The organism is Methylolobus aquaticus (assembly GCF_054172105.1).
Genome location: NZ_JBSYXP010000015.1, coordinates 101,956 through 123,013, shown reverse-complemented (window position 1 = coordinate 123,013; position 21,058 = coordinate 101,956). Strand labels below are relative to the sequence as shown.

Below are 21,058 nucleotides of genomic sequence, written 5' to 3'. Positions count from 1 at the left end.
TCACAATCCGCCCCCATCGCCGACCGCCCGTCCACGGGCCTGTCAGATGCAGAACTGATCGAAGAAAACCTCGCGCGGCAATATCATCATGGCCGCCCGCTTGTGAGGAAAATCGAACTCCTTTTCCTTGTAAAACCCCGCGCGCTGCAGATAACCGATCATTTTGGCGTTGTCGGCGCGCGGCTCCGCGACCACATTGCGCGTCCGGGGATCGTCCAGGAATAGATAATGGGCCAGCGACGGCAACCAGGCGGCTACCCGATGCGGCCCCCGAAACGCCGGCTCTCCGACCAGCATGTGGATCCCACGATCGTAATCGTCGACCGCGTAATACGGCGCGATCCGGTCCTCCTTGGCCCAGTAGATCTCGAAATAACCGAACGGGTGGCCGTCGAAGCAGCCGACGACCGGATGCATATGGCGGTCCGCGAGCACCTTGCCCAGGTAGGCCTGATGTTCCTCACGCGTGCCGGCCAGTTCCCAGAAGCTCGCGACGCGCGGATCATTCATCCAGCGATGAAACGCGTCGAGATGCCGCGTCGGATCTACCGTCTCGAACGACAGCTGACTATTCAGTTGAGGCACATGGCGGCGATAGACCTCACCGCCCGGAATCGGCGGGCGCATCGGATGACGCTTGCCGCCCGTCACCGTGTAGGCGAGTGGAAACGGTTCGCGCGGCTGAGTCAGCCAGAAACGGGGCAGCTGTCGCACCAGCGCACGGCGCGCAACCGCAGGTGCGTTCGAAGCATCCGGCAGCTCGATCAATCCGGACTGCGACAAACTCTCCAGACGCCCGGACCATTCCGGCCCGTCGAGCCGGACCTCAGCCAGGCCGGGGCAGGCTTCGAACAACGCGTGCAGCATTAGGCCGACCTGCGACCGGACTAACTCGAATCGCGGCGGCTGCGTAAGGCGCAGAGCCACCGCGTCCGAGCCAAGCGGCCGCAGTAGCAACTGCACACCGGCCGCATCACCACAACGGAACTGACAGTCGTCACCGGTGATCGTCAGTTGCAACGAGTCGCCGCCCGGCAGTCGCCCGACGAATTCGAGCGATCTCATTTCCAAACCTGCAGCCGGGGTTCCAGCCCGCCGGCCTGACTGTCCGGCCTCCCCCCGGACCAATGCACCGGGGAAGGCTGCGGGTCAACGGCATAGACCGCCCGACCAACCAGACTGTTGATGATCACCGCAGAGCGCCACGCGGTCAGGCTCAATTGCGCATCGGCAACACCATGGCTATTACGCCCGGCATTCAGCATGTAGATCCGATGTGCTGCCGGGCCGTCCCAGCGGGCGACATAGTCCTCGGACAGGATGGGAAAGCCCTGACCGTCCCGCTCGATGTGCGCATCCAGGGGCGCCAGGCATTCCGGCCAGGCGTATCGATAACCGGTCGCGAGGATCACGATGTCGGCGCCGATGTGCTCCGGGGACTCATCGAACACGTTCGCCATGTCCAGGCGAAAGCCCGTCCGCTCACGGGCCATGCCCCGGACCTCGCGGTGCGTCATGATCCGGTAGGGCACCCCGGCACCGTCCACGTCCAGGAAATCCCGTTCATACAGGTACTGCGACAAGGCCTGCAACGTGGCCGGGGACACACCGTCCCCGGTCAGCTTCTGCGCCGTCGCCAGGTTGTGCCGATGCAACTCGGGCAGTCGGTGGAAATGCCGCACGTAATCCGGCGTGAAGTATTCGTTCGTGAACGCCGTCTCATCAAGCGGATCGAGGCCCGGGCGGCGCGTCACCCAGACGACGTCGACCGGCCGGCCGCGCGCCCCGCCCATCAGGTCGAGGAAAATCTCGGCACCGCTCTGCCCTCCCCCGACGATGGTGACGCGGCGATTCTCGACGGATAGCGGTGCGGTCATGTAGCTGTGGCTGTGCAGGCAATGCCGGCCGAGGTGAGAACGCGCCCAATCAGGCACATGGGGCCGATGACCGATCGCGACGGCCAGATGGCGGCTACGCTGTGGTGCTCCCTCGCCGAAGGAGAGCAGGAACCCCTGGTCGTCGAAGCTGACCTCCTCGACGCTCTTCCGAAAGACCAGATTCGGCACCTGCTCGGACACCCAGCGGAGGTAGTCCGCAAACTCCGCTCGCTTGGCGCGTGGAAAATCGGCATTGACGAACCGATAAAATCGACCCTTGCGGACGAGGTAAGCCAGGAAACCGTAGGGGCTGGTCGGGTCGACCGGCGTGACCAGATCCTTCAGAAAGGACGTCTGCATCTGCGTTCCGGGAAGCATCATCCCCGGGTGCCAATCGAAGCTCGGGCGCCGCTCGTAGAAGCGCGCCGACACCTCGGGCAGGGGTGCCATCAGGGCGGCCAGACTCAGGTTGAACGGACCGATTCCGATACCTGCAATGTCCAGGATTCCTTTCATTCTCGAGACCTCGGTTCATGATTTACCACAGAGCACTGCGCCTCGCCGAATCGAACCGCGGCGTTCCCAGAACGCTCACACCCTTGTCCAAGCAGCCTATTCATCGGGACCGGACGCTGCCCGCTGCCGAGGCATCCCGCTCGAAGCGGATGGGCGCCTGTTCCGCTTCAAATAACCCGGAACCGCGCACGGAGACGCTCAGCCCGGACTCAGGATCAAGCGATCCCTGGCGTGTTCGATGATCGCTCGCCGATCCGTGCGCATCGGGACATAGCACCCATCTCGCCAGTCGTCGACCATGTCGCCATAATGGGAAGACAATGGATTTCCCGACTGCCCCGTGTTCAGAATGAAGACTGACTCCTCCGGGTTGCCCAGGTCATAAATAGCCCGGAAACTCGCCCCGGTATCCCCTACGTACAAACCAGATTCGGTATCGAAGGCATAACCGCTGACGTTGACGGTATCTCGCCCCCCCGGCCCCGGGATCTGAAAATCCAGCCAGCGCCCAAGGAATCCGAGCGCACCAGCGGGCAGATGCCCGGAGCGAATGACGTGTGCCCGCCCCCATGACCACCGCGACTGATCCGAGCCGTAGCGGCGCTCGAGCTCGGCCAGCGCCACGCTCAGCGCCGACTCCACGACCTTGCGACAGGCCGGCTGGCCATCGGACGTCGGCGGTCCACACCAGCCTGAGGGGTCATCATGGCGACTCAGCACGTTCTTCAGGAACAACGGGTTGTAGTCGTCCAGCCATTGGTACAGCTCGCCGAGCCGGTCCTTCAGCAGGACGCCGTCGAGCTGCCGGAGCCACTCCACGAAAACCAAGGCTTCCCGGCTGTCGGTCGCCATCCTGCGGTCCCATGCCCGCAGAGCGGCCACGGCAGCTCGCTCCTTCGCGCCGACGGGCTCCCATTGCAGCAGCTCGGAGAGCAGTTGCCCGGCCACCGGATTCTCGACGTCCGACTGGATCGCGGCGAAGGAGGCGACGTCATGCCGAGGGGTGCGGTCCAGGAGTTCGGCGATGCGATCCGCGCGATAGGGCGGAAACCAACCGGAGGTGATCCAGAATGGATAGTCGGGCGGTGTGACCTTCTGGTTGGCCGTCACGATCTTTCCGTCCGGTGGATTGCCCAACGCGGGCAGTTGCTCGAACGCAATCACACCATCCCAGTCGTAACGCTCGTCCCAGCCCGGCGCTGGCATCAGGCCCATCAGATCGTTCCGCGGCTTGCGGACGGGCACGCGGCCCGCCGCAACGAAACCAATCGTGCCATCCACGTCCGCAAACACGACGTTTTGCTGCGGGGTATGCAGGAAGCGCGCGGCCTCGCGCAACTCGCCCGCGCTGCGGGCCTTCGCCGCGTGCAGCATGAACTGCGCCGTCAGATCGTCGGACCTCAGTCCGACCCAGCCGAGGGCAATGACCGACCCGCGCGGGCTGAGGCCGGCCGCCTCTTCGACAACATCCGAGATGACCGGGCCGTGCCGGGTCATCCGCACCGGCAGCGTCTCGGCCGCGGCGCCACGCACTGCTATCCGTTCCGCAACACGCTCGAAGGGCGCCGCTCCGCCCGGCGTGACGTAGCGGTCACCCTCATCGTCAACCAGTCGTTCGACGTAGAGGTCCTGCGTGTCCGACCCGGTGTTCGTGAAAGCCCACGCGACACGGTCGTTGCGACCGAGGAATACCCCCGGCACGCCAGGCAACGTGGCCCCGATGACGTTCAGTCCCGGAGCGTGCAAATGCGCGAAGTACCAGAGTGAAGGCGCGCTGAGCCGGGTATGCGGGTCGTTCGCCAGCAAGGGCTTGCCATGCTTCGTCCTGGCTCCGCTGACGACCCAGTTGTTGGAGCCGCGGCTATCCGGTCGGCTGCGGGAGCCCACTGCCAGCAGCGCGTCGGCGCGATTGGACTGAAACCCGTACAAACCCCCGGGATCGGGCAGCAACCGAGGCTGATCGCCGGGATAAGGCGGCAGCAGCTCTGCCACCTGGCGCGCCGTGAGCTGTTCACGCAGACGGACATTCAGCAACTCTTCCCACCAGTTGCCGGACAGCGTCCACGCCATCATTTTCATCCAGGTCAGGGAGTCCTCCGGACTCCACGGCAGAGGTGTCGTGCGAGCCACCAGGAACTCGGGCGGCAGCACCGTGACCTGCCCCAGGTAAGCATTCACACCGGCGGCGTACGCGGCGAGGATCTCCCGTGTCGCGGCATCCAAGTGCGGTGGATTGGCCTGCGCCGCACGTCTCAATCCCACGGTTCGGATCAAACGGTCCTCAGACAGTGCCGAGGCACCCAACAGTTCGGCGAGCGTCCCCGACCCCGAGCGCCGGTTCATTTCCATCTGCCAGAGACGATCTTCCGCGTGCACGTAGCCCAGCGCGAAATACGCATCGGCTTCCGTGTCCGCGAAGATATGGGGTATCCCCTCCCGGTCGCGAACGATCTCCACCAAGGCGGCAATGCCTATGACGGCGCGGGAATGTTCAGTTGCAGCGACGCCGACGCGGGCACTCACCAGCATCAAGACGATCACCCAGATCTTCACGGTCCGAACTCCGTCACCCATGCGATCACGAAGGAACCCCATGGGCGAAGCGCCGGATGACCTGACGCAACGACCTGCCGTATTGCCTACAGAAGCACCACAACCAATGCACTCGGACTCGGGGCTGTCCTTGATTTTCAAAACGGGACATTGGTTTCTTTGCGCAGCACGGTCCATCTGGACAAGATTTGAACGCAGATGATATCCGGTCGCATTTACATGTGCAATGAGCATCGTTTGCGGATCACGCGCCGCGCGTCAATTGAGTGACCCCGGCGCGAGGACCAGCGCACCGTGCATCGCCGGGGGCAAGGTTCCGTTGGAGTGGAAACCGGCCACGGTGGCATTCCCAGCCGTGAACGCGATGACTCGATGGCTAGCTGAGGCCAAGAAGAATGCGGCAATGACACGAACGCACCACGAAAGCCGTGGCGGCAGGGCTCCGCAGAGGCGGGCAGGCGGCACAGGGAACGCCACCGGCGAAGGTGCCGGAGCGGCCAGGCCGGGCGAGACCTACCGCTTAAAGGACAGGCCGCCTTGCGACGACATCCGTTCAGGAAACATGAGCAGGATCTTGATGACACGCCATCGAGCGATCGAGCCACCGACCATCGCCTGATCCGGGCATGCGCCCGGAGTTCACCCCGCGTCGGTCAGCTGCCAGATCAGCGTGTGATGGTCGCAATAGGCCGGCAGGACGGTCGGTGCGCCGAAACCGGCGTCAGCGGCCATACGGGTCAGCGTCGATGGCGCTTCCGGAAAGTCCCGGTCATCGATATGGCAGCACACCGCATCGATGGCGTTCTCGGTCAGATTCGTCCACTGAGCCCGGGCCCGGCCGATATAGCGCTGCAGGTAGGCAATGCGATCCTCTCCTTCCGCGCGCATGACGTCGATCATCACCAGCAGTCCACCGGGTGCGACGCGCCGCGCGGCCTGTCGAAAGAATTCCGCCTTTTCCGACGTCTCCAAATGGTGCACCGCAAAGCTTGTGAACACGACGTCGAACCGTTCGTCGCCGAACCGTAGCGCATCCATCAGATCCATTTCCCGTAGCTCCACCGTGCAGGGGAGACGGCCAAGTTGGCGGCCAGCCTCGACGAGGGCCGTGTCAGCGATGTCGTAGCCGACATAGCGATTGACGGCCGTCCCCTTCAGCGCCTCTGCGATGAAGCGCGCATCGCCACAACCGAGGTCGATCAGCGAGAATGGCCGCCCGTGATAGTGCGACGCCAGGCAACTCCCGAGCGCATCGAAAATCTCCCGGTGACACATGTAGTTGTTGTCGAGGATCGCCGCGTAGGCCGCCCAGGCCGATTCGAAAAACTCTTCGACCGTAGGATGGGCGATCGCTGGGGACACAGAGGGCGACGAGGCGGACATGATTTGCTCCGAAATTATTCAACTACGGAAGCGATTCTAGTGCAGACGCACCCGCTCTGCTGCCCCTGCCTCCAGGAGGCCAAACGGCCTGCCCAGCGCTTCGGTGAAGGCATTCTCAGACCACGCCAACCCGCCCCATGACCCCGCCCGCCCACTCCGTATCGATGTCCCGCTCGATGGGCCGGTACTTCCGCCGGTAATCGTGATCGATGGCATCCACGAACCGGATTGCGCAGTCGACCTCGGGACCTAGTTGCTCATGGATCCGGCGCTGCAGCGCATCACGGATTGCCTCCTCCGCCCCCGGATTGCGCAGGATCAGCTGAATCTCCAGCCGCTGCGCACCGCGTTCGTAGACCTTGATTTCGGCGATCGCGTCCCCGACCCCGGCGTTGACCGCGTTGACCAAGCGGTTGAAGAAGGAGGCATGGATGCGCCGACCTCCGGCAAACTCCAGGAACGTGGTGTTCTTGCCCTCGATCCAGGCGATCTGCGACAAGCCAAGGTGTGCCTCGGGGCGCGGCCCGGCCCTGAACAGATCCTTCATCGCATAGCGGATGAAGGGAAACGCGCTTAGCCCCAGGCGGGTGATGACTGCCTCGCCGAGATCGCTCCCCTGCCCGACCGTCTCCACATAGGCGAGGTGCCCGAACACCTCAAGGGCGTTTCCCGCCTGGTGAGCGATTTCGCCCAACTCCACCGAGCCGTACGAATCCTCTATCCGGCTGCGCGGGAACACGCCTTGAATATTGCTGCGCTGACAGTCGAAAAAGGTTTCACCGCTGACGTTGATCAGGCGCGGCTGATGCCCGAGCCTCAATCCCCGGCGCCGAATCGTCTGCGCGATCACGTTCAACGGCGACGGGAAGATCAGCAATAGTTCCGGCCGGAACGCATCCATTTCCGACAGTAAATGCTCGATCGTGGGTTCATCCAGATGGCTGAACAGCATGATCCGGAAGCCGGTCATCGCGCCCAGGCGGTTGAACGCTGCGAGTTCGTCGATGTTGTAAGTGCCCGCCGGGTAGAACACCAGCACGGGTTGCCCCAATTCCCAGCCCATGCGCCGCCAACACGCGAAGAAACTGAACAGTAGCGCGAACGTGTGCTCCTTGTTCATCCGCACCACCAGGGGTTCGGCGGTCGTGCCGCCGGTGCACATGGGCAACACGAAATCCGTCGACCGAAGCTGCCGAAACAGTCCCCAGGCGGTTGTTCCGAAACGCAGTGTCAGTTCTTCGAGACGGTTCTGATAGGCGGCATCCATGACGGCGACCCCGGCATCCAGGTAGTCGTCCTTCGTGAATACCGGCAACTGGGCGTAACGCTGGAAGAAGTCGGCATCCGTCGCCTTTTCGGTCTGGCCCAGGAAGGACCGGAAGCGCCCCCTGAAAAATGGGTTGGACCGATCGACCCGTTCCAGCAGCTTCTGCAGTTCCGCCCGCAGAAAAGCGCTCGATGCGGGGCCCTCGGGCACCATCGCAGTACGGCGATAGATCTCTTCAGCTCCGATGGCTCGCAGGAAGCCGCCGAGGAAGAGTTGGCGGAGGCGGACCTGATTGAATGGCATTGTTTATCGCGGCAGCGTGGGGATACGAAGGCCGCACCGTACACTCGGGTCAGCGCAGTGACCACGAAAGACGATGGCGCGGTGCGTGATGGGCCGACACTGCCCGGCGGCGCAGCCACGGCTCTATTGTCTATCGGGGGTTATGCGGCGAACCCGGCGCGACCAATGAACAGGTAGTACGGCACCCGGAGGCCAGGCAGATACGGAATCGGCGCTCGACGCTCTTCGACCGCGTGGTCACGGCATAGCCCGCGGAGAGCGCTCACATGCTCCGCGTTCAGTCGCACGCCATCGTGGCCGAACCACGCGCGCCAGAACAGGCTGGCCAGCCGGCCCTGCTGTGGAGAAACGGTGAAATCAACAACGGCCAGCAGGCCGCCCGGCTTGAGCATCGCCATGGCGTTGCCCAGCGCGGCGTTCCAGTCGGGGATCATCGTCAGGCTGTATGAAAAGATCACGCAGTCGACGGAGTGCGCGGGGCGATAGCTCGTCGCGTCCCCCTCGACCACCCGCACGTTCGGAAACGACGCCGCGCGCTGCCGGGCCTCGGCCAGCAGCGCCGGACACAGGTCGACCAGGTCCACCGATTCGAACGCGTTGAGCCGCTGGCCGAAGTGATCCAGATTGCGGCCCGTGCCGGCCCCGAGTTCCACGATGCGGGCGCACCGCGGCAGTTCGAGTTGCTCGATCAACTCGCGGCGCCCTTGCAGCAGGCGCTCGCGGAAGTCGTCATAGGCTGAAGCCTGCGGCGCGTAAAACGCTTGCAGCCGCGCTGCCGCATCGCCACTCCGCGGCATGCCCCGGAGCATGTGCAGCACGACCCGCAAATCGGACGCGACGCTCATGTCGGCACGTCGGCAATGTGGAAGCCGGCGTAGGTATGCACGCGGTCCTCGGTCTGCAGGCGCGCCGCCAGCGCGTCGTCGAACTGCAGCCGGTCCTTCAGACGCTGTCCGCCGAGTTCGAGCTGCTCCAGGTAGGCCGGCCGCGCGTGCGCACTGCGGAAGATGATGCGGGCATTCGGTGTCGCACGGTCAAGGATGGCCTCCCATTCTTCGCGCAGCGCGACAGGGTTCACACTGGACATCCAGTCCATATGGTCCAGCAACACGAAGCGCGAGAGCGCCTCGGGCGTAGCGTGCAGGAAGCTCGTCACGGTGCAGGTGTGCGCACTGATACGGTCCACCAGACCGCCCTTTAGGGCCAGGAAATTGTCGCGCTTCAGATACTCCGGACAGCACGCCTCGCCGTAGCGGCCACGCACGTAGACGCTCCAGAAATAGTTATTCCAGACCGGCAGTTGACGGAACACATACTCGATCGAGTCGCGCACGAACCCGGCGACGCCTCCGGCATGCTGTGCCTGAACCTCACGGCGCTGCGCGGTCGGCACCCCCAGCAGGCTCATCGTCAGTTGCCGGGACAAAGCCCAGTTCAGGCCGCGGTGCCAGAGTTGCGGCTGGATGTGCTCGTCGTAGAGGCGGCGTTGCTCCTCGAGGTTCTGTGTCTCGAACAGCGCCAGCACCGGCTCGGCCAGTCGCGGCCGCATCGCCAGATAAGTCCGGAACAGACGAGCCACCAGCCCCGACAGGCCATGGTAGTAGAAACTGCCCTGGCGGCTGACGAACCAGCCGGCGTTACGGTCCCAGAACGCGCGCCCAAACTCGGAAAGCTCGGCGCGCAGCAGATCGCGGTAGAGTTCCGGGAAGTGAGCGTGGTACCCCTGGCCAAACGTCGCAAAAAAATCGCTGAAATCGAGCCGGCGGATACCTGCCAGCTTGAGTTCCAGCAAGGCGGTCTGCCGCGGGTTCGCATCGACGGCATAGATATGGCGGGGACCCGTCAGCGCGTAGTCGAGGACATTGCACCCGGCACTGGTGATAACCAGCATCTTGTCGTCCGGTCCGAGTTGCAGGGCCCGGCGGTCCACGGCCGGATCTTCCCAGCACGTGTTGTAGACAAGGGAACGGGAGTAGATCGCGTCGAAAATTCGTTGATCGACGCGTTCGGTCAGAGTCGGTTCGTGTTTCAGGGCCGGAATCCTCTGGATTTAGGTTTTCGGCACGATACACGTCGGATGTGACAATACGATTGCCTGAAGATCTCCGGCAAGGCGCACCCGCAAGCAAACTTGCGCTCGCGGCAAAGAAGGCGCCGCGTGCTAACATGCGGCCGCGCAGTGGGTATCGCCAGAATAACGGTGAATTGCAGATGGCAGAGAACGACGGCCGGAGCGGATTCGAGGGACCGGGCGGCACGCCCGGCGGCCTGGGCGAGTTCATCGTCGGCGTCCTGATGGCCACCGCGGCACTGTACCTGCTAACCAGTCAGGTGACGGTGAGCAGCGGGTACTGGCAACTTTGGGGATACAACGCGATGGGACTGTCGCTGGTTCCGCTGATCCTGGGCGTGGGAGTGCTGTTCTTCAATGGCAAGTCGCCCGCCGGCTGGTTACTGTTGGCCGCGGGGCTGGTCATCGTCGTGACGGGTATCGTCATGAACCTGCATTTCTACTTCCAACCCACGAGTCTCTTCAACACGCTGATCATGCTGAGTCTGCTGGCCGGCGGGATCGGCTTTCTGGCCCGCGGATTGCGAGGACATTGACCCACCGACCCGCGCGGATTGCGTTTCGGCCGGGGCACCATTACGCTGGTCCGGCGGCAGCACACCATCCCGAGCGAGCCCAGTAATGTCCGACAGCAAGGCCGTGGTTCTCACCGCCACCCGAGACGGGTCGGCCTACTTCGATTTTTATCAACGGTTGCGCGCGCGGATCCGCCATTCGCTGGCGCGCCGAAAAGCGCCCGGGCCACCGGCGTCGTCGGCTTTCGGGGGCCTGGTCGAATACCTGTCGACCCTGCCGGATCTCTTCCACCTAGGCGTCAGCCTGTTGCTCGACAAGAGCGTCCCCTCAGAGAACAAGGGCGCGTTGATTGCCGCGCTGGTCTATGTGATGAGCCCTATCGATCTGATCCCGGACGCGCTGCCGATTGCCGGCTGGGTCGACGACCTGATCGTGATCATCGTCGCGCTGAACAAGTTTCTGGAAACCGAGAAGCCCGAGGTCGCCGCCGCCGTGCGGCGGCACTGGGCCGGCGATCAGGATGTGTTCGAACTGCTGAAACATCTGCTGGCAGTCGGCGACGGCGCCATCGAATTCTTTCCGAAACGGCTGACACGCATGATGCGCGACATGTTCCGATGACTGCGGGCGCCCTCACCATCGCCGGCCAGCAGAAAGGCTCTGGCCGGGATGGGGATGATCAGGTCCAGTGGGTCAGATCGAGCAGGTAGGGCGCATCCGGCCGCAGGTGCTCCACCGGAACCGGCGGCACCTCGGTGGCGCTGCCGAACGGCAGGAACTTGCCACCGACACTCCAGGGCGGCACGTTCGTCAACGGCTGCCGCCGCTGCTGGCGCCGCGGGGTCGCATCGACGGCCGGACTGGTCCATGACGTACCGGCCGAACCCCACACGCCGGGACGGGGCGGATAGTAGGTAAAACCGCCTGCGATGCGACGCGTCCAGTTATCGATCAGGTCGACGACGAGTGAGCTGACCGGGTAAACGGTAGGATGCAGCGTCGACGGGGGATTCCAGACCTTGTACCGCACGCCGGCAACGTACTCGCCCTGAATCCCGGTCTCGTGCAACGGGACGATGAAGCCATTGCAGAAGACACTGTAGCGGCCGGGCGTAAGACCGAGGCAACGCACCTGCACCCGTTCGTTCGCGGCATCGACGAAGCGGGTGACGCCACCGGCGCAACTCTCCTCCGCGAGCAGCGCCCAGGGTTCGTGGGCGGTCCGCAATTCCAGCGTGACGTCACCGATCTGGGTCGTGCCGAGAACCGGGAAGCGCAACTCGACGATGGGCAGAAACCACTCCTCCTGCAAGGGATAACCCGCTTCGGATAACGCCGCGAGCACGCTGCGGAAATCCTCCCACAGCAGGCGTGGCAGCATGAAGCGATCGTGCAGCGCCTCACCCCAGCGAATGAACCGCCCCGCCTCGGGCTTCTTCGCCAGCGCGGCGATCAATGCCGACACCAGCAGGGACTGCAGCGCGGCCAGCTTCGGGTCCGGCACCGATTCAAAGGAACGCAGCACCAGTTTGCCGAAGCGCAGGCTCGGCCGGTCCGGCGCGTACAGCAGATCCATCCGGATCTCGGCGCGCTTCATGTTTCCGGCGGGATCGGCCAACAGGTGGCGCAGCAGCCGGTCCGGCACCCAGGGCATCAGGTTCTCGCCGCTCGGGACGCGCTCCAGCGCCAGCCCGAGTTCGTACAGGGCATCGTCGCGACCCTCGTCGGGGCGCGGCGCCGGCCCGTCCGGACCGACCAGGCGACCGGCGAACAGATAGGACAGGGACGGGTGGCGTTGCCAGAAAACGATCAGGTCGCGGAGAAGCTCCGGCCGATGCAGGAACGGGCTGTTGCCGGGATTCTCTCCTCCCAGGGTCAGCTCGGCACCGCCGCCCGGCGGCACGCGCCGACCTTCACCGATGATGCGCTCGGCGCGCAACCCCAGTCGCTCCGCCTCCTCGTAAGCCGCGACGACCAGTTGCATCTGTGCGGTCCAGCCCGGAATCTCCGGTAGCCAGGCCTTCAGGACGCCGGGTTCCGGCTCGATGACCAGCCGCCGCAAACGATGATCCTCGGGCGGTTCGTAGCCTTCGAACATCACCGGGATGCCCGTCTCGCGCGCGGTGGCCTCGACCGCGCCGATCAGGTCCAGGTAATGCTCGAGATGCGTCAGCGGCGGAATGAAGACGAATAGCTGGCCATCGCGCAACTCGAGCGCAAGCGCGGTGCGCGGGGGGCGGCCAGCCTCGGACAAGGGGCCGTCGGCCTCTTCCATCGCATGACTGGGCGGACCCACGGTCGAATAACGGACGCTGAGCTCGCCGCAATCCTGGGGCAGCAGCGAACGCTCTTCGGTCTGACAGCGTTCGTGTTCGGTATCGAGCGGACCGGCATCACCGGCCGGCAGGCTTTCGATGGGAAGCCGGAAACCCAGCGGCGATTTGCCGGGAATGAGGAACAAGCCTTCGCGCCGAAAGGACCAGCGGCCGCTGGACCAACGCTGCAGCACACGATCCCAGCGCAAGGGCAGCACATAGCCCGCGGGCTCGCCCTGACGCCTCGACAGGCAGGCGGCGACGGCGCGACGACGCTCCGGATCCCGCAGATCGGCCGGCGACGGGATGTACCCGGTGCCGAGTCGGCCGGCCCACAACTGATGAAGGCTGTCTTCGTGAGCGGCCATCACGTGATCCGCCGGGACGCGCAGCACTTGCGCCAGCGACTCCGCGAAGAACCGGACGTCCTCCGACCGGATGTTCATCGGCCGGCGGCGGCGCCACGCCAACAGATCGGGGTTCTTCCATATCGGCTGGCCGTCGGCCCGCTGGTAACAGCCGAGGCGCCAGCGTGGCAGTTCCTCGCCGCTGAACCACTCGCCCTGCCCAATGTGCATGACGCCCCCGGCGCCGCAATGGCTGGCCAGTGCCGGCAGCAGCATCTCGGCGACCTGCCGCTTGTGCGGCCCGAGGGCCCCGGTCGTCCATTCCGCTGCCGTTGGATACTCCATCGAAACGAAGGACAAGCCGGTCCCAACGGTCAGATTCAGGCGGGCCGACGCGAGATCGGCTTCGACGCGCCGGCCAACGGCCCGAATATCGCGCCAGGCTGCCCCATCCACCGGCTGCTCGGGCGGCGCGGGGACCAGACGCCGTACGCTGACCGTGGTGCTGATCTCGCTAGGGCAAGCCTCGTGGTAACCCGATATGGGCACGGTACGCAGCGGATCGGGCGCGGAGGCCAGCGGAATGTAGCCCTCCGAGGTGTATAGGCCGCTGGCCGGATCCAGGCCGATCCAGCCGGCACCCGGCAGGAACACATCGCTCCAGGCATGCGGACTGACCACGTCCGGGAGTTCATCCGTTGCGGACAGCCAGACCCGATAACCCGAGGTGAACCGGGCCGCGAGGCCGAGACCGCGCAGGGTCAGCGTCATCAGCCAGGCGGTTTCCCAGGGGGAACCGGAGCCACGGGCCAGCAGCCCTTCGATGTCGACCCAGCCCGGACGGCTCTCCCCAACCGAAGCGATGCGCTGGTGGACGCCGGCCAGTATCCCGTTGAGCTTTTCAACGATGTACTGCGGCGAACGGTCGAGACTGCCGAGCCAATCCGTCAGCCAGGGCCCCGGCTGGTCGATCCGCAGATAGGGCACCAGTTCCTTCCTGAGCTGATCGGGGTACTGGAACGGATAGTTGGCGGCATAGGGATCGGTCAGGAAATCGAACGGGTTCGACGGCTCCAGTGCCGCGATGATCTCGAGATCGAACCCCAGGGAGGACACCGGCTCCGGCAGGTCGAGTCGCGCCAGATGATTCTCGTAGGGGTCGCGGAGCCAGTTAAGGAAATGCGGCTCTGCGTCGACCCTCAGCGAATAGGCCTCGATGCCCCCAGCCTGCGGAGCGGGCCGCAGTCGCAGCCAATGCGTGGACAGCTGTACCCGGCGCTCGAAGTTCTCCGCGATCCGGGCGGTCAGGGCGATGCGTTGCGTCATGAGGCCCCCAGGCGGCGCAGATCGAGGGTGCACGGGTAGTCCGGATTGGGTGGTTCCGGCGGCGGTTCGTAACAGGCGGCGGCCAGTTTGCCTTCATGAAACCCGGAAAGACCCTGGACCCAGGGTGGCGGTGAGACATCGCCGGCGGTATGCCCGCAATCCCAGAAACGGGACACGCGGCGCGACTCGGCTTCGTAGGCGTTTACCGGGAAGGTGTCGTAGGCGCGCCCGCCCGGATGGGCGACATGATAGACGCAACCGCCGACCGAATGGCCCAGTTGCCGGTCCACGATGTCGAATACCAGAGGCGCATGCACTTCGACCGTAGGATGGAGTCCGAAGGCTGCCTTCCAGGCCTTGAACCGCACACCCGCGACATAGTCCCCACTGTTGGCCGTCGGCTGCAACGGCAGACGGCGCCGATTGCAGGTGACCAGGAAACGCTCCGGATCGAGATTGCGGCAACGCACCTGCAGCCGCTCGACCGCCGAGTCGACCACCCGAGCCTGACGGTGCGCCGTGGCGTCCTCACCCAGCACCAGCCAGGGTTCGAGCGCCGTACGGAGTTCGAGTTCGACACCGGCGTAGTGGACACGGCCGCAGACCGGAAAGCGAAACTCGAGAAAGGCCTCGAACCAGGCCAGGTCGAAGTGATAGCCGGCCCGCTTGAGCTGCTCGATGACCGTTCCGAAGTCACTCCAGACGTAGTGCGGCAGCAGGAAACGATCATGCAGCGAGGTGCCCCAGGGCACCGGCGAGTGCCGATAGGGCTCGCGCCAGAAATACGCGACCATGGCCCGCAGGAGCAGCATCTGGGCCAGACTCATCCGTGCGTGCGGCGGCATTTCGAAAGCGCGAAACTCCAGCAACCCCTGCCGACCCGAAGCGGAATCCGGCGAGTACAGCTTGTCGATGGAGAACTCGGCACGATGTGTGTTGCCGGTGCCGTCGACCAGGAAATTCCGCAGGGCCCGGTCGAGCAGCCAGGGCGCGGCGATATGCTCGATTTCGCGCAGGCTCACATCCAGTTCGGCGAGCAAGCGGCTGCCGCGCTCGTCCGGCCGCGGGGCCTGGGAGGTGGGGCCGATGAAGGTGCCGGAGAATAGATACGACAGCGAGGGATGATGCTGCCAGTAGGTCACCAGCGACCGGAGCAGATCCGGGCGCCGGAGAAAAGGGCTGTCCTGCGGTGTGGGACCGCCCAGCGTCACGTGGTTGCCGCCTCCGGTCCCGGTATGGCGCCCGTCCAGCATGAACTTCTCGGTAGCCAGGCGCGACAGGCGCGCCTCCTCGTACAGCGTGACGGTGTTGCGTTCCAGTTCCTCCCAGTTGGATGCCGGGTGGATGTTGACCTCGATGACGCCGGGGTCGGGCGTGACCTTTAGCACCTTCAGTTCCGGCGATCCCGGTGGCTCGTAGCCCTCGATCAGCACCGGCAGGCCGAGTTCGGCAGCGGTCGCTTCGATCGCTTCGAGCAGGTTCGCGTAATGCCACAGCGTGTTCAGCGGCGGCATGAAGAGGTGCAGGCAGCCGCCGCGGGGCTCGATACACAGCGCGGTATGCGGGATGCCCTCCCAGGTACGGTAGCGCTGCCGGATCACCTCCGGCCGTTCGTCGGCCGCGAGCGGCGCGCGGACGTCCGGCGCAGGCGAGGCCGGGGCGGCTCGCGCGCCGGGCAGGGCCCCGACATTCGGCGAGCGCTGCGGCGAGGGCGCGCTGATCAGGACCTCCTGCTCGACCTCGACGGCCCAGGGCAGTTCGTGCGTGGGCAGGCGCAGGCCCATCGGCGAACCGCCAGGGGTCAGGTACATCTGCTCCCGCGCGAACCGCCACAGGCCGGAGCGCCAGCCGGCGGCGGCGTAGTCCCACAGCAACGGCAGCGCGAGTCCGACCGGCTGGTCAAGTCCGCGCGCCAGCACCAGGCTCAGGTCGTCGCGGAACTGCGGCGCCCAGGGAATCGCGATTGGGTCGAGATTGACCGGTTGGTTAGCCTCCCGCCACAAGTAGTAGACCCAGTCCTCATAGCCGCGTACCAGATATTTCGGATCGATGCCGAGGCGCTCGGTCAAACGTTCCGCAAACTTCCTGGCCTGCTCCGGCCCCACACCATAATCGCGCTCAGCATCGGCGATCAGCCTTTCGTCCTTCCACAAGGGTTGCCCGTCGGTGCGCCAGAAACAGCCCAGGGCCCAACGCGGCAACGGCTCGCCCGGGTACCATTTACCCTGACCGAAATGTAACAGGGCGCCGGGGCCGAAGGCCGCGCGCAAGCGTTTCAGCAGCACGCCCGCGCGCTGGCGCTTATCGGCGCCGAGCGCCTCGGTGTTCCACTCGGGACCTTCCATGTCGTCGACCGAAACGAAGGTCGGCTCACCGCCCATCGTCAGGCGCGTATCGAGCGCCCGCAGTTCCGCATCGACCTGATGGCCCAGATGCTGGATATCGGCCCATTGCGCTTCGGTGTAAGGTTTGGTTACACGCGGGTCTTCCAGCACCCGCTTTACGACGTTGGCGTAGCCGAACTCGACCTCGCATTTGTCGCTGGCGCCGGTCAGCGGCGCGGCGCTCACCGGGTCGGGCGTGCAGGCCAGCGGGATATGCCCTTCCCCGGCAAACAGTCCCGAGGTCGGATCGAGCCCGATCCAGCCCGCACCCGGAATGAAAACCTCCGCCCAGGCATGCAGGTCGGTGAAATCCTCCTCGGGCCCCGAGGGGCCGTCCAGGGACTTCTGATCGGCTGTCAACTGGATCAGGTAGCCCGACACGAAGCGCGCGGCCAGCCCCATATGGCGGAGGATCTGCACCAGCAGCCAGCCGGTATCGCGGCACGAGCCGAGTGCCTTGGTCAGCGTCTCTTCGCCGGTCTGAACACCGGGATCGAAGCGGATCGTGTAGTCGATGTCGTCCTTCAGACGCTGGTTGATCGCGACCAGGAAGTCGACGATGCGCATCTTGCGCCGGTCGACCTTATCCAGCCAGGCCATCAGCTTCGGACCGCTCTCGGTCAGTTCGAAGTACGGTTCGAGTTCCCGCTTCAACAGCGGCTCGTACTGAAACGGAAAATGTTCGGCGTATTTCTCGACGTAGAAGTCGAACGGGTTGATCACCGTCATCTCGGCGACCAGACGCACGTCGATCTTCAGTTCGTCGACCTTGCCCGGAAAAACCACCCGGGCGATGGTGTTCCCGAAGGGATCCTGCTGCCAGTACAGGCGGTGATCGGCCGGCGTGATGTCGAGGCGATAATCGTGTATCGGCGTCCGCGCATGCGGCGCGGGACGCAGGCGGATTACGTGCGGGGAAAGAGAGACCGTACGGTCGTATCGATAAGAGGTGCTGTGCTCGATGGCGACATGTATTGCCACGTACGAATCTTCTCCGAAAGGCTGCTCCGGTCGGCCGCGACATTGGCGGCGAGAGACCGACGGTTTTCCTGGGTCGAAGCCGTACTGTAACGGATTTTCACGGGTCCGGGCGAACGCGTTCGAACAATGCAGTGGTTCCTTGCGTTTACTCCCTGGCGACCGTCACTGCACGATTACCGGCCACCGGAGTCAATTGCATACGCATCATGACGCAGGAAACGGAGCCGTCCAGACCCTGTACCGATGCAGCCTGGTCAGCTCCGGCCGCGAACCCCGCGGGGCCGGCTGTCGGCGAACGTATCAGTCTTCCTGCCGCTTGTGCCTGCCGGCCAGTTCCTTTTGCACGCCGGGTGGCGCGGGCTCGTAATGGCTGAACTGGATGCCCCAGTTACCTTCGCCGCCGGTCAAGGACTTCACACGTGAACCGTATTCCTGCAGTTCGGCCAGCGGCGCCAGGGCCCGGATGATGACCTCGCCATTCGGGCCGGCATCGGTCCCGCTGATGCGCGCCCGGCGCGACGAGAGGTCGCCGGAAATCCCGCCGGCGGAGTTGCCCGGCCCGCTGACCTCCAGATCGACCATCGGCTCCAGTACGACCGCCCCGGCCTTGTCGACCGCATCGAGAAACGCCTTGCGACCGGCCGTGACGAAGGCGATTTCCTTCGAGTCGACCGCGTGATACTTGCCGTCGACGACAGTGACGCGGACATCCTGCAACGGAAACCCAGCTAGCGCCCCGGACGCCATAACCTGACGCACGCCCTTTTCGATCGCAGGAATGAACGTTCCGGGAATCGCACCGCCGACGATGCGGTTGACGAATTCAAAGCCTTCGCCACGCGGCAGCGGCTCGATCTGCAGCGCGACTTCCGCGAACTGCCCGGCGCCGCCGGTCTGCTTCTTGTGGCGGCAGAAACCATCGGCCGGCTTGGTGATCGTCTCGCGGTACGGGATGGTCGGAGCATGCGTTTCGACCTCCACGTGGAAGCGCTCGTCGAGCTTTTCCAGTGCGACGCGCAGGTGGAAATCGCCGAGACCACGCAGCACGGTCTCGTTGGCGGTCATATCGTATTCGATCCGCAGACCGGGATCCTCCGCCACGAGCTTGTGCAGCACCTCGGTGATCTTCTGCTCATCGCCGCGGCGCTTGGCCTTCAACGCCAAACCGACCAGCGGCGTGGGATACGATAACTGCGGCGCGGCAACCGTATCCTGCTCGTGCTTCTCGTGCAGCACGACGTCCTGCTCGACCTCCTCGATCTTCGCGACGGCGCAGATGTCGCCGGCTTCCGCTTCGTCGATCTCCTGGTGCTCCTTGCCGCTGATGCGAAGCAGATGAGCCAGCTTCACCTGTTTGCCATCACGCCCCACCAGGATCTGCGAACCCTTGCGGAGACGGCCCTGATGAATGCGCACCAGCCCGATCTTGCCGATGAACGGATCGAATTCCAGCTTGAACAAATGGGCCAGCAGCGGCGCGTCCGCATTTGGCTCGGCCCAGAGTTGCTCACCCTTGCCATCGGCTTCGGCGATGAACGGATAGGGATTGGCCTCCAGCGGGCTCGGTGCCAGATCGGCCAGCGCTTGCAGCAGTTCCGGCACACCGGCGCCGCTCCGCGCGGACACGAAGCACACCGGAATCAGGTGCCCTTCGCGCAACGCCTTCTCGAACGGGGCATGCAGTTCGTCGGGGTTCATGTCGCCCTGCGACAGGTATTGCTCGGTCGCCGCCTCGTCGACCTCGACCGCCTGTTCCAGCAACGCCGCGTGCGCCTCGGACACGGACGAAAAATCCGCGGACCCATCGTTGTGGGCCACGACGTCGACGACGCGCTCGGCATGATCCGTCGGCAGATCCAGCGGCAGGCATTCTTTCCCGAATGCCTCCGTAATCTCTTCCAGCAGCGTGGCGAGCCGATCAGGCTCGGCATCGATCTTGTTGATCAGGATCATGCACGGCACATGCTGATGGGCCACCCAGTCCATCATGCGCCGGGTCATGGGCTCGATGCCGGTCTGGGCATTGACCACGACCGCGACGGTCTCGACCGCCGACAGGGCGCTGAGGGTCTGGCCTAGAAAGTCCGGATAGCCCGGCGTGTCGATCAGGTTGATTCGCCGCCCCGCGAAGTCGAAACCGACGACCGAAACCTGGAGTGAATGCTGGTGGCGCTGTTCCAGGGCATCGAAATCACTGACGGTATCGCCCTTTTCGACGCTACCCTTGACCGGTTTGGCGCCGGCATGGAACAGCAAGGCCTCGACCAGACTGGTCTTGCCTGCACTGGCCTGTCCAACCAGCGCGATATTGCGTATGTTTTCTGCAGTGTATGCAGCCACGGTTCATCCCTCGAAAATCACCAGAATTTAATCGGCGCAGTATAAAGGCTGGGGCGAAGTCGCGGCTATGGCCTCAAGGTCGTACCCCGCGTTGCCGGCGAACTTACGCCCCGAGGACCACTCCAAAATTGTGCTGGGTTACCAATGACAGGAGCGGCTTCAATGCAGCGTGCATGCTCGATCGCAACAGCCTTTTTCATGGCCTTGTCTTGTTCCGACGGCATGGCCGAGGTGGATCATCGCTTGTCCTTGAGCGTCGTGCAGATCCACGCTTACCCGGAGGGCGGACCGATGTTCTTCGGATCGGGCGTCGCAATCGGCAGCGACCAAGTGGCGACGAACTGTCACGTGACCCGACTGGCCCACTCCATCGTCGTTGCGAAAGGGCCTGTCCGTTACCGCGTCACCGCACAACAGGCGGACCCGCGCCACGATCTCTGCCTGTTGACGGTCCCGGGGCTCCCCCTGCCACAGGCGCAACTCGGCAGTGCCGCTGACCTGTCGGTGGGCGAGGAAGTGTACTTCTACGGATTTCCGCGCGCGCTCGGGATGTCCTTTTCGGTGGGGCGGGTCGAGGGGTTGCATCCATTCGATGGTGCGCCGGTCATCGAGACGTCGACCGACTTCGTGCAGGGCGGGAGCGGGGGCGGCCTGTTCAGTGAGCGCGGTCGGCTGATCGGTCTCGCAACCTTCCTGACCGCCGGCAAAGCCGGTCGGAATTATGCAATACCCGCCGACTGGATTCCGGCCCTGTCGCGAACCGCGGCGAACGCGGTCGTGCCACTCAGCGGCGCGTCATTCTGGGAAGACGTGAATCATCTGCCGGGCTTCCTGAAGCGGCCCGAACCGCTGGCGACGGTCCACGCGCGGCCCTGAAGG

At 64.6% G+C, this 21,058-nt stretch carries 13 protein-coding genes; 3 read left to right on the top strand and 10 right to left on the bottom strand.

Annotation, left to right across the window (positions count from 1 at the left end; translation table 11 throughout):
- Nucleotides 1-42: 42 nt before the first annotated feature.
- From ACW73L_RS18025 to ACW73L_RS17995, 7 genes are all read right to left on the bottom strand, one after another.
- Nucleotides 43-1,065 carry a GNAT family N-acetyltransferase gene (locus ACW73L_RS18025; protein WP_498923966.1) on the bottom strand — a complete coding sequence of 341 codons (1,023 nt, stop codon included), beginning with the start codon at nucleotides 1,063-1,065 and terminating at the stop codon, nucleotides 43-45.
- Nucleotides 1,062-2,393 carry a lysine N(6)-hydroxylase/L-ornithine N(5)-oxygenase family protein gene (locus ACW73L_RS18020; protein ID WP_498923965.1) on the bottom strand — a complete coding sequence of 444 codons (1,332 nt, stop codon included), beginning with the start codon at nucleotides 2,391-2,393 and terminating at the stop codon, nucleotides 1,062-1,064. Before ACW73L_RS18020 ends, ACW73L_RS18025 begins: the two co-directional genes overlap by 4 nt.
- A 198-nt stretch (nucleotides 2,394-2,591) precedes the next feature.
- Entirely contained in the window at nucleotides 2,592-4,946 is a 2,355-nt protein-coding gene (locus tag ACW73L_RS18015) for a penicillin acylase family protein (RefSeq protein ID WP_498923964.1), read from the bottom strand.
- Between the two features lie 639 nt (nucleotides 4,947-5,585).
- Entirely contained in the window at nucleotides 5,586-6,329 is a 744-nt protein-coding gene (locus ACW73L_RS18010; RefSeq protein WP_498923963.1) for a class I SAM-dependent methyltransferase, read from the bottom strand.
- Between the two features lie 115 nt (nucleotides 6,330-6,444).
- Nucleotides 6,445-7,899: a phenylacetate--CoA ligase family protein gene (locus ACW73L_RS18005; RefSeq protein WP_498923962.1), complete on the bottom strand. Its 1,455-nt coding sequence runs from the start codon at nucleotides 7,897-7,899 to the stop codon at nucleotides 6,445-6,447.
- 140 nt (nucleotides 7,900-8,039) lie between these two features.
- Nucleotides 8,040-8,708, bottom strand: a complete 669-nt coding sequence (locus ACW73L_RS18000) for a class I SAM-dependent methyltransferase (protein ID WP_498923972.1) — start codon at nucleotides 8,706-8,708, stop codon at nucleotides 8,040-8,042.
- A gap of 32 nt (nucleotides 8,709-8,740) precedes the next feature.
- Nucleotides 8,741-9,877: a BtaA family protein gene (locus tag ACW73L_RS17995; RefSeq protein WP_498923971.1), complete on the bottom strand. Its 1,137-nt coding sequence runs from the start codon at nucleotides 9,875-9,877 to the stop codon at nucleotides 8,741-8,743.
- A 233-nt stretch (nucleotides 9,878-10,110) separates the two neighbouring features.
- Here ACW73L_RS17995 and ACW73L_RS17990 point away from each other — a divergent pair, with 233 nt between their 5' ends.
- Nucleotides 10,111-10,506 carry a hypothetical protein gene (locus ACW73L_RS17990; protein WP_498923961.1) on the top strand — a complete coding sequence of 132 codons (396 nt, stop codon included), beginning with the start codon at nucleotides 10,111-10,113 and terminating at the stop codon, nucleotides 10,504-10,506.
- Between the two features lie 85 nt (nucleotides 10,507-10,591).
- On the top strand, nucleotides 10,592-11,107 hold the full coding sequence (locus ACW73L_RS17985) for a YkvA family protein (RefSeq protein ID WP_498923960.1): 516 nt from the start codon (nucleotides 10,592-10,594) through the stop codon (nucleotides 11,105-11,107).
- A gap of 58 nt (nucleotides 11,108-11,165) precedes the next feature.
- On the opposite strand, the gene ACW73L_RS17980 is transcribed toward ACW73L_RS17985, so the two are convergent.
- The 3 genes from ACW73L_RS17980 to fusA form a co-directional block, all read right to left on the bottom strand.
- The gene (locus tag ACW73L_RS17980; protein ID WP_498923959.1) at nucleotides 11,166-14,474 is read right to left on the bottom strand and encodes a transglutaminase family protein; all 3,309 of its coding nucleotides are present in this window, start codon (nucleotides 14,472-14,474) and stop codon (nucleotides 11,166-11,168) included.
- Nucleotides 14,471-17,839: a transglutaminase family protein gene (locus ACW73L_RS17975; protein WP_498923958.1), complete on the bottom strand. Its 3,369-nt coding sequence runs from the start codon at nucleotides 17,837-17,839 to the stop codon at nucleotides 14,471-14,473. Before ACW73L_RS17975 ends, ACW73L_RS17980 begins: the two co-directional genes overlap by 4 nt.
- A gap of 300 nt (nucleotides 17,840-18,139) precedes the next feature.
- Nucleotides 18,140-20,179, bottom strand: a complete 2,040-nt coding sequence (gene fusA / locus ACW73L_RS17970; RefSeq protein WP_498923957.1) for an elongation factor G — start codon at nucleotides 20,177-20,179, stop codon at nucleotides 18,140-18,142.
- 162 nt (nucleotides 20,180-20,341) lie between these two features.
- Here fusA and ACW73L_RS17965 point away from each other — a divergent pair, with 162 nt between their 5' ends.
- Nucleotides 20,342-21,055 carry a S1 family peptidase gene (locus ACW73L_RS17965; RefSeq protein ID WP_498923956.1) on the top strand — a complete coding sequence of 238 codons (714 nt, stop codon included), beginning with the start codon at nucleotides 20,342-20,344 and terminating at the stop codon, nucleotides 21,053-21,055.
- Nucleotides 21,056-21,058 lie beyond the last annotated feature (3 nt).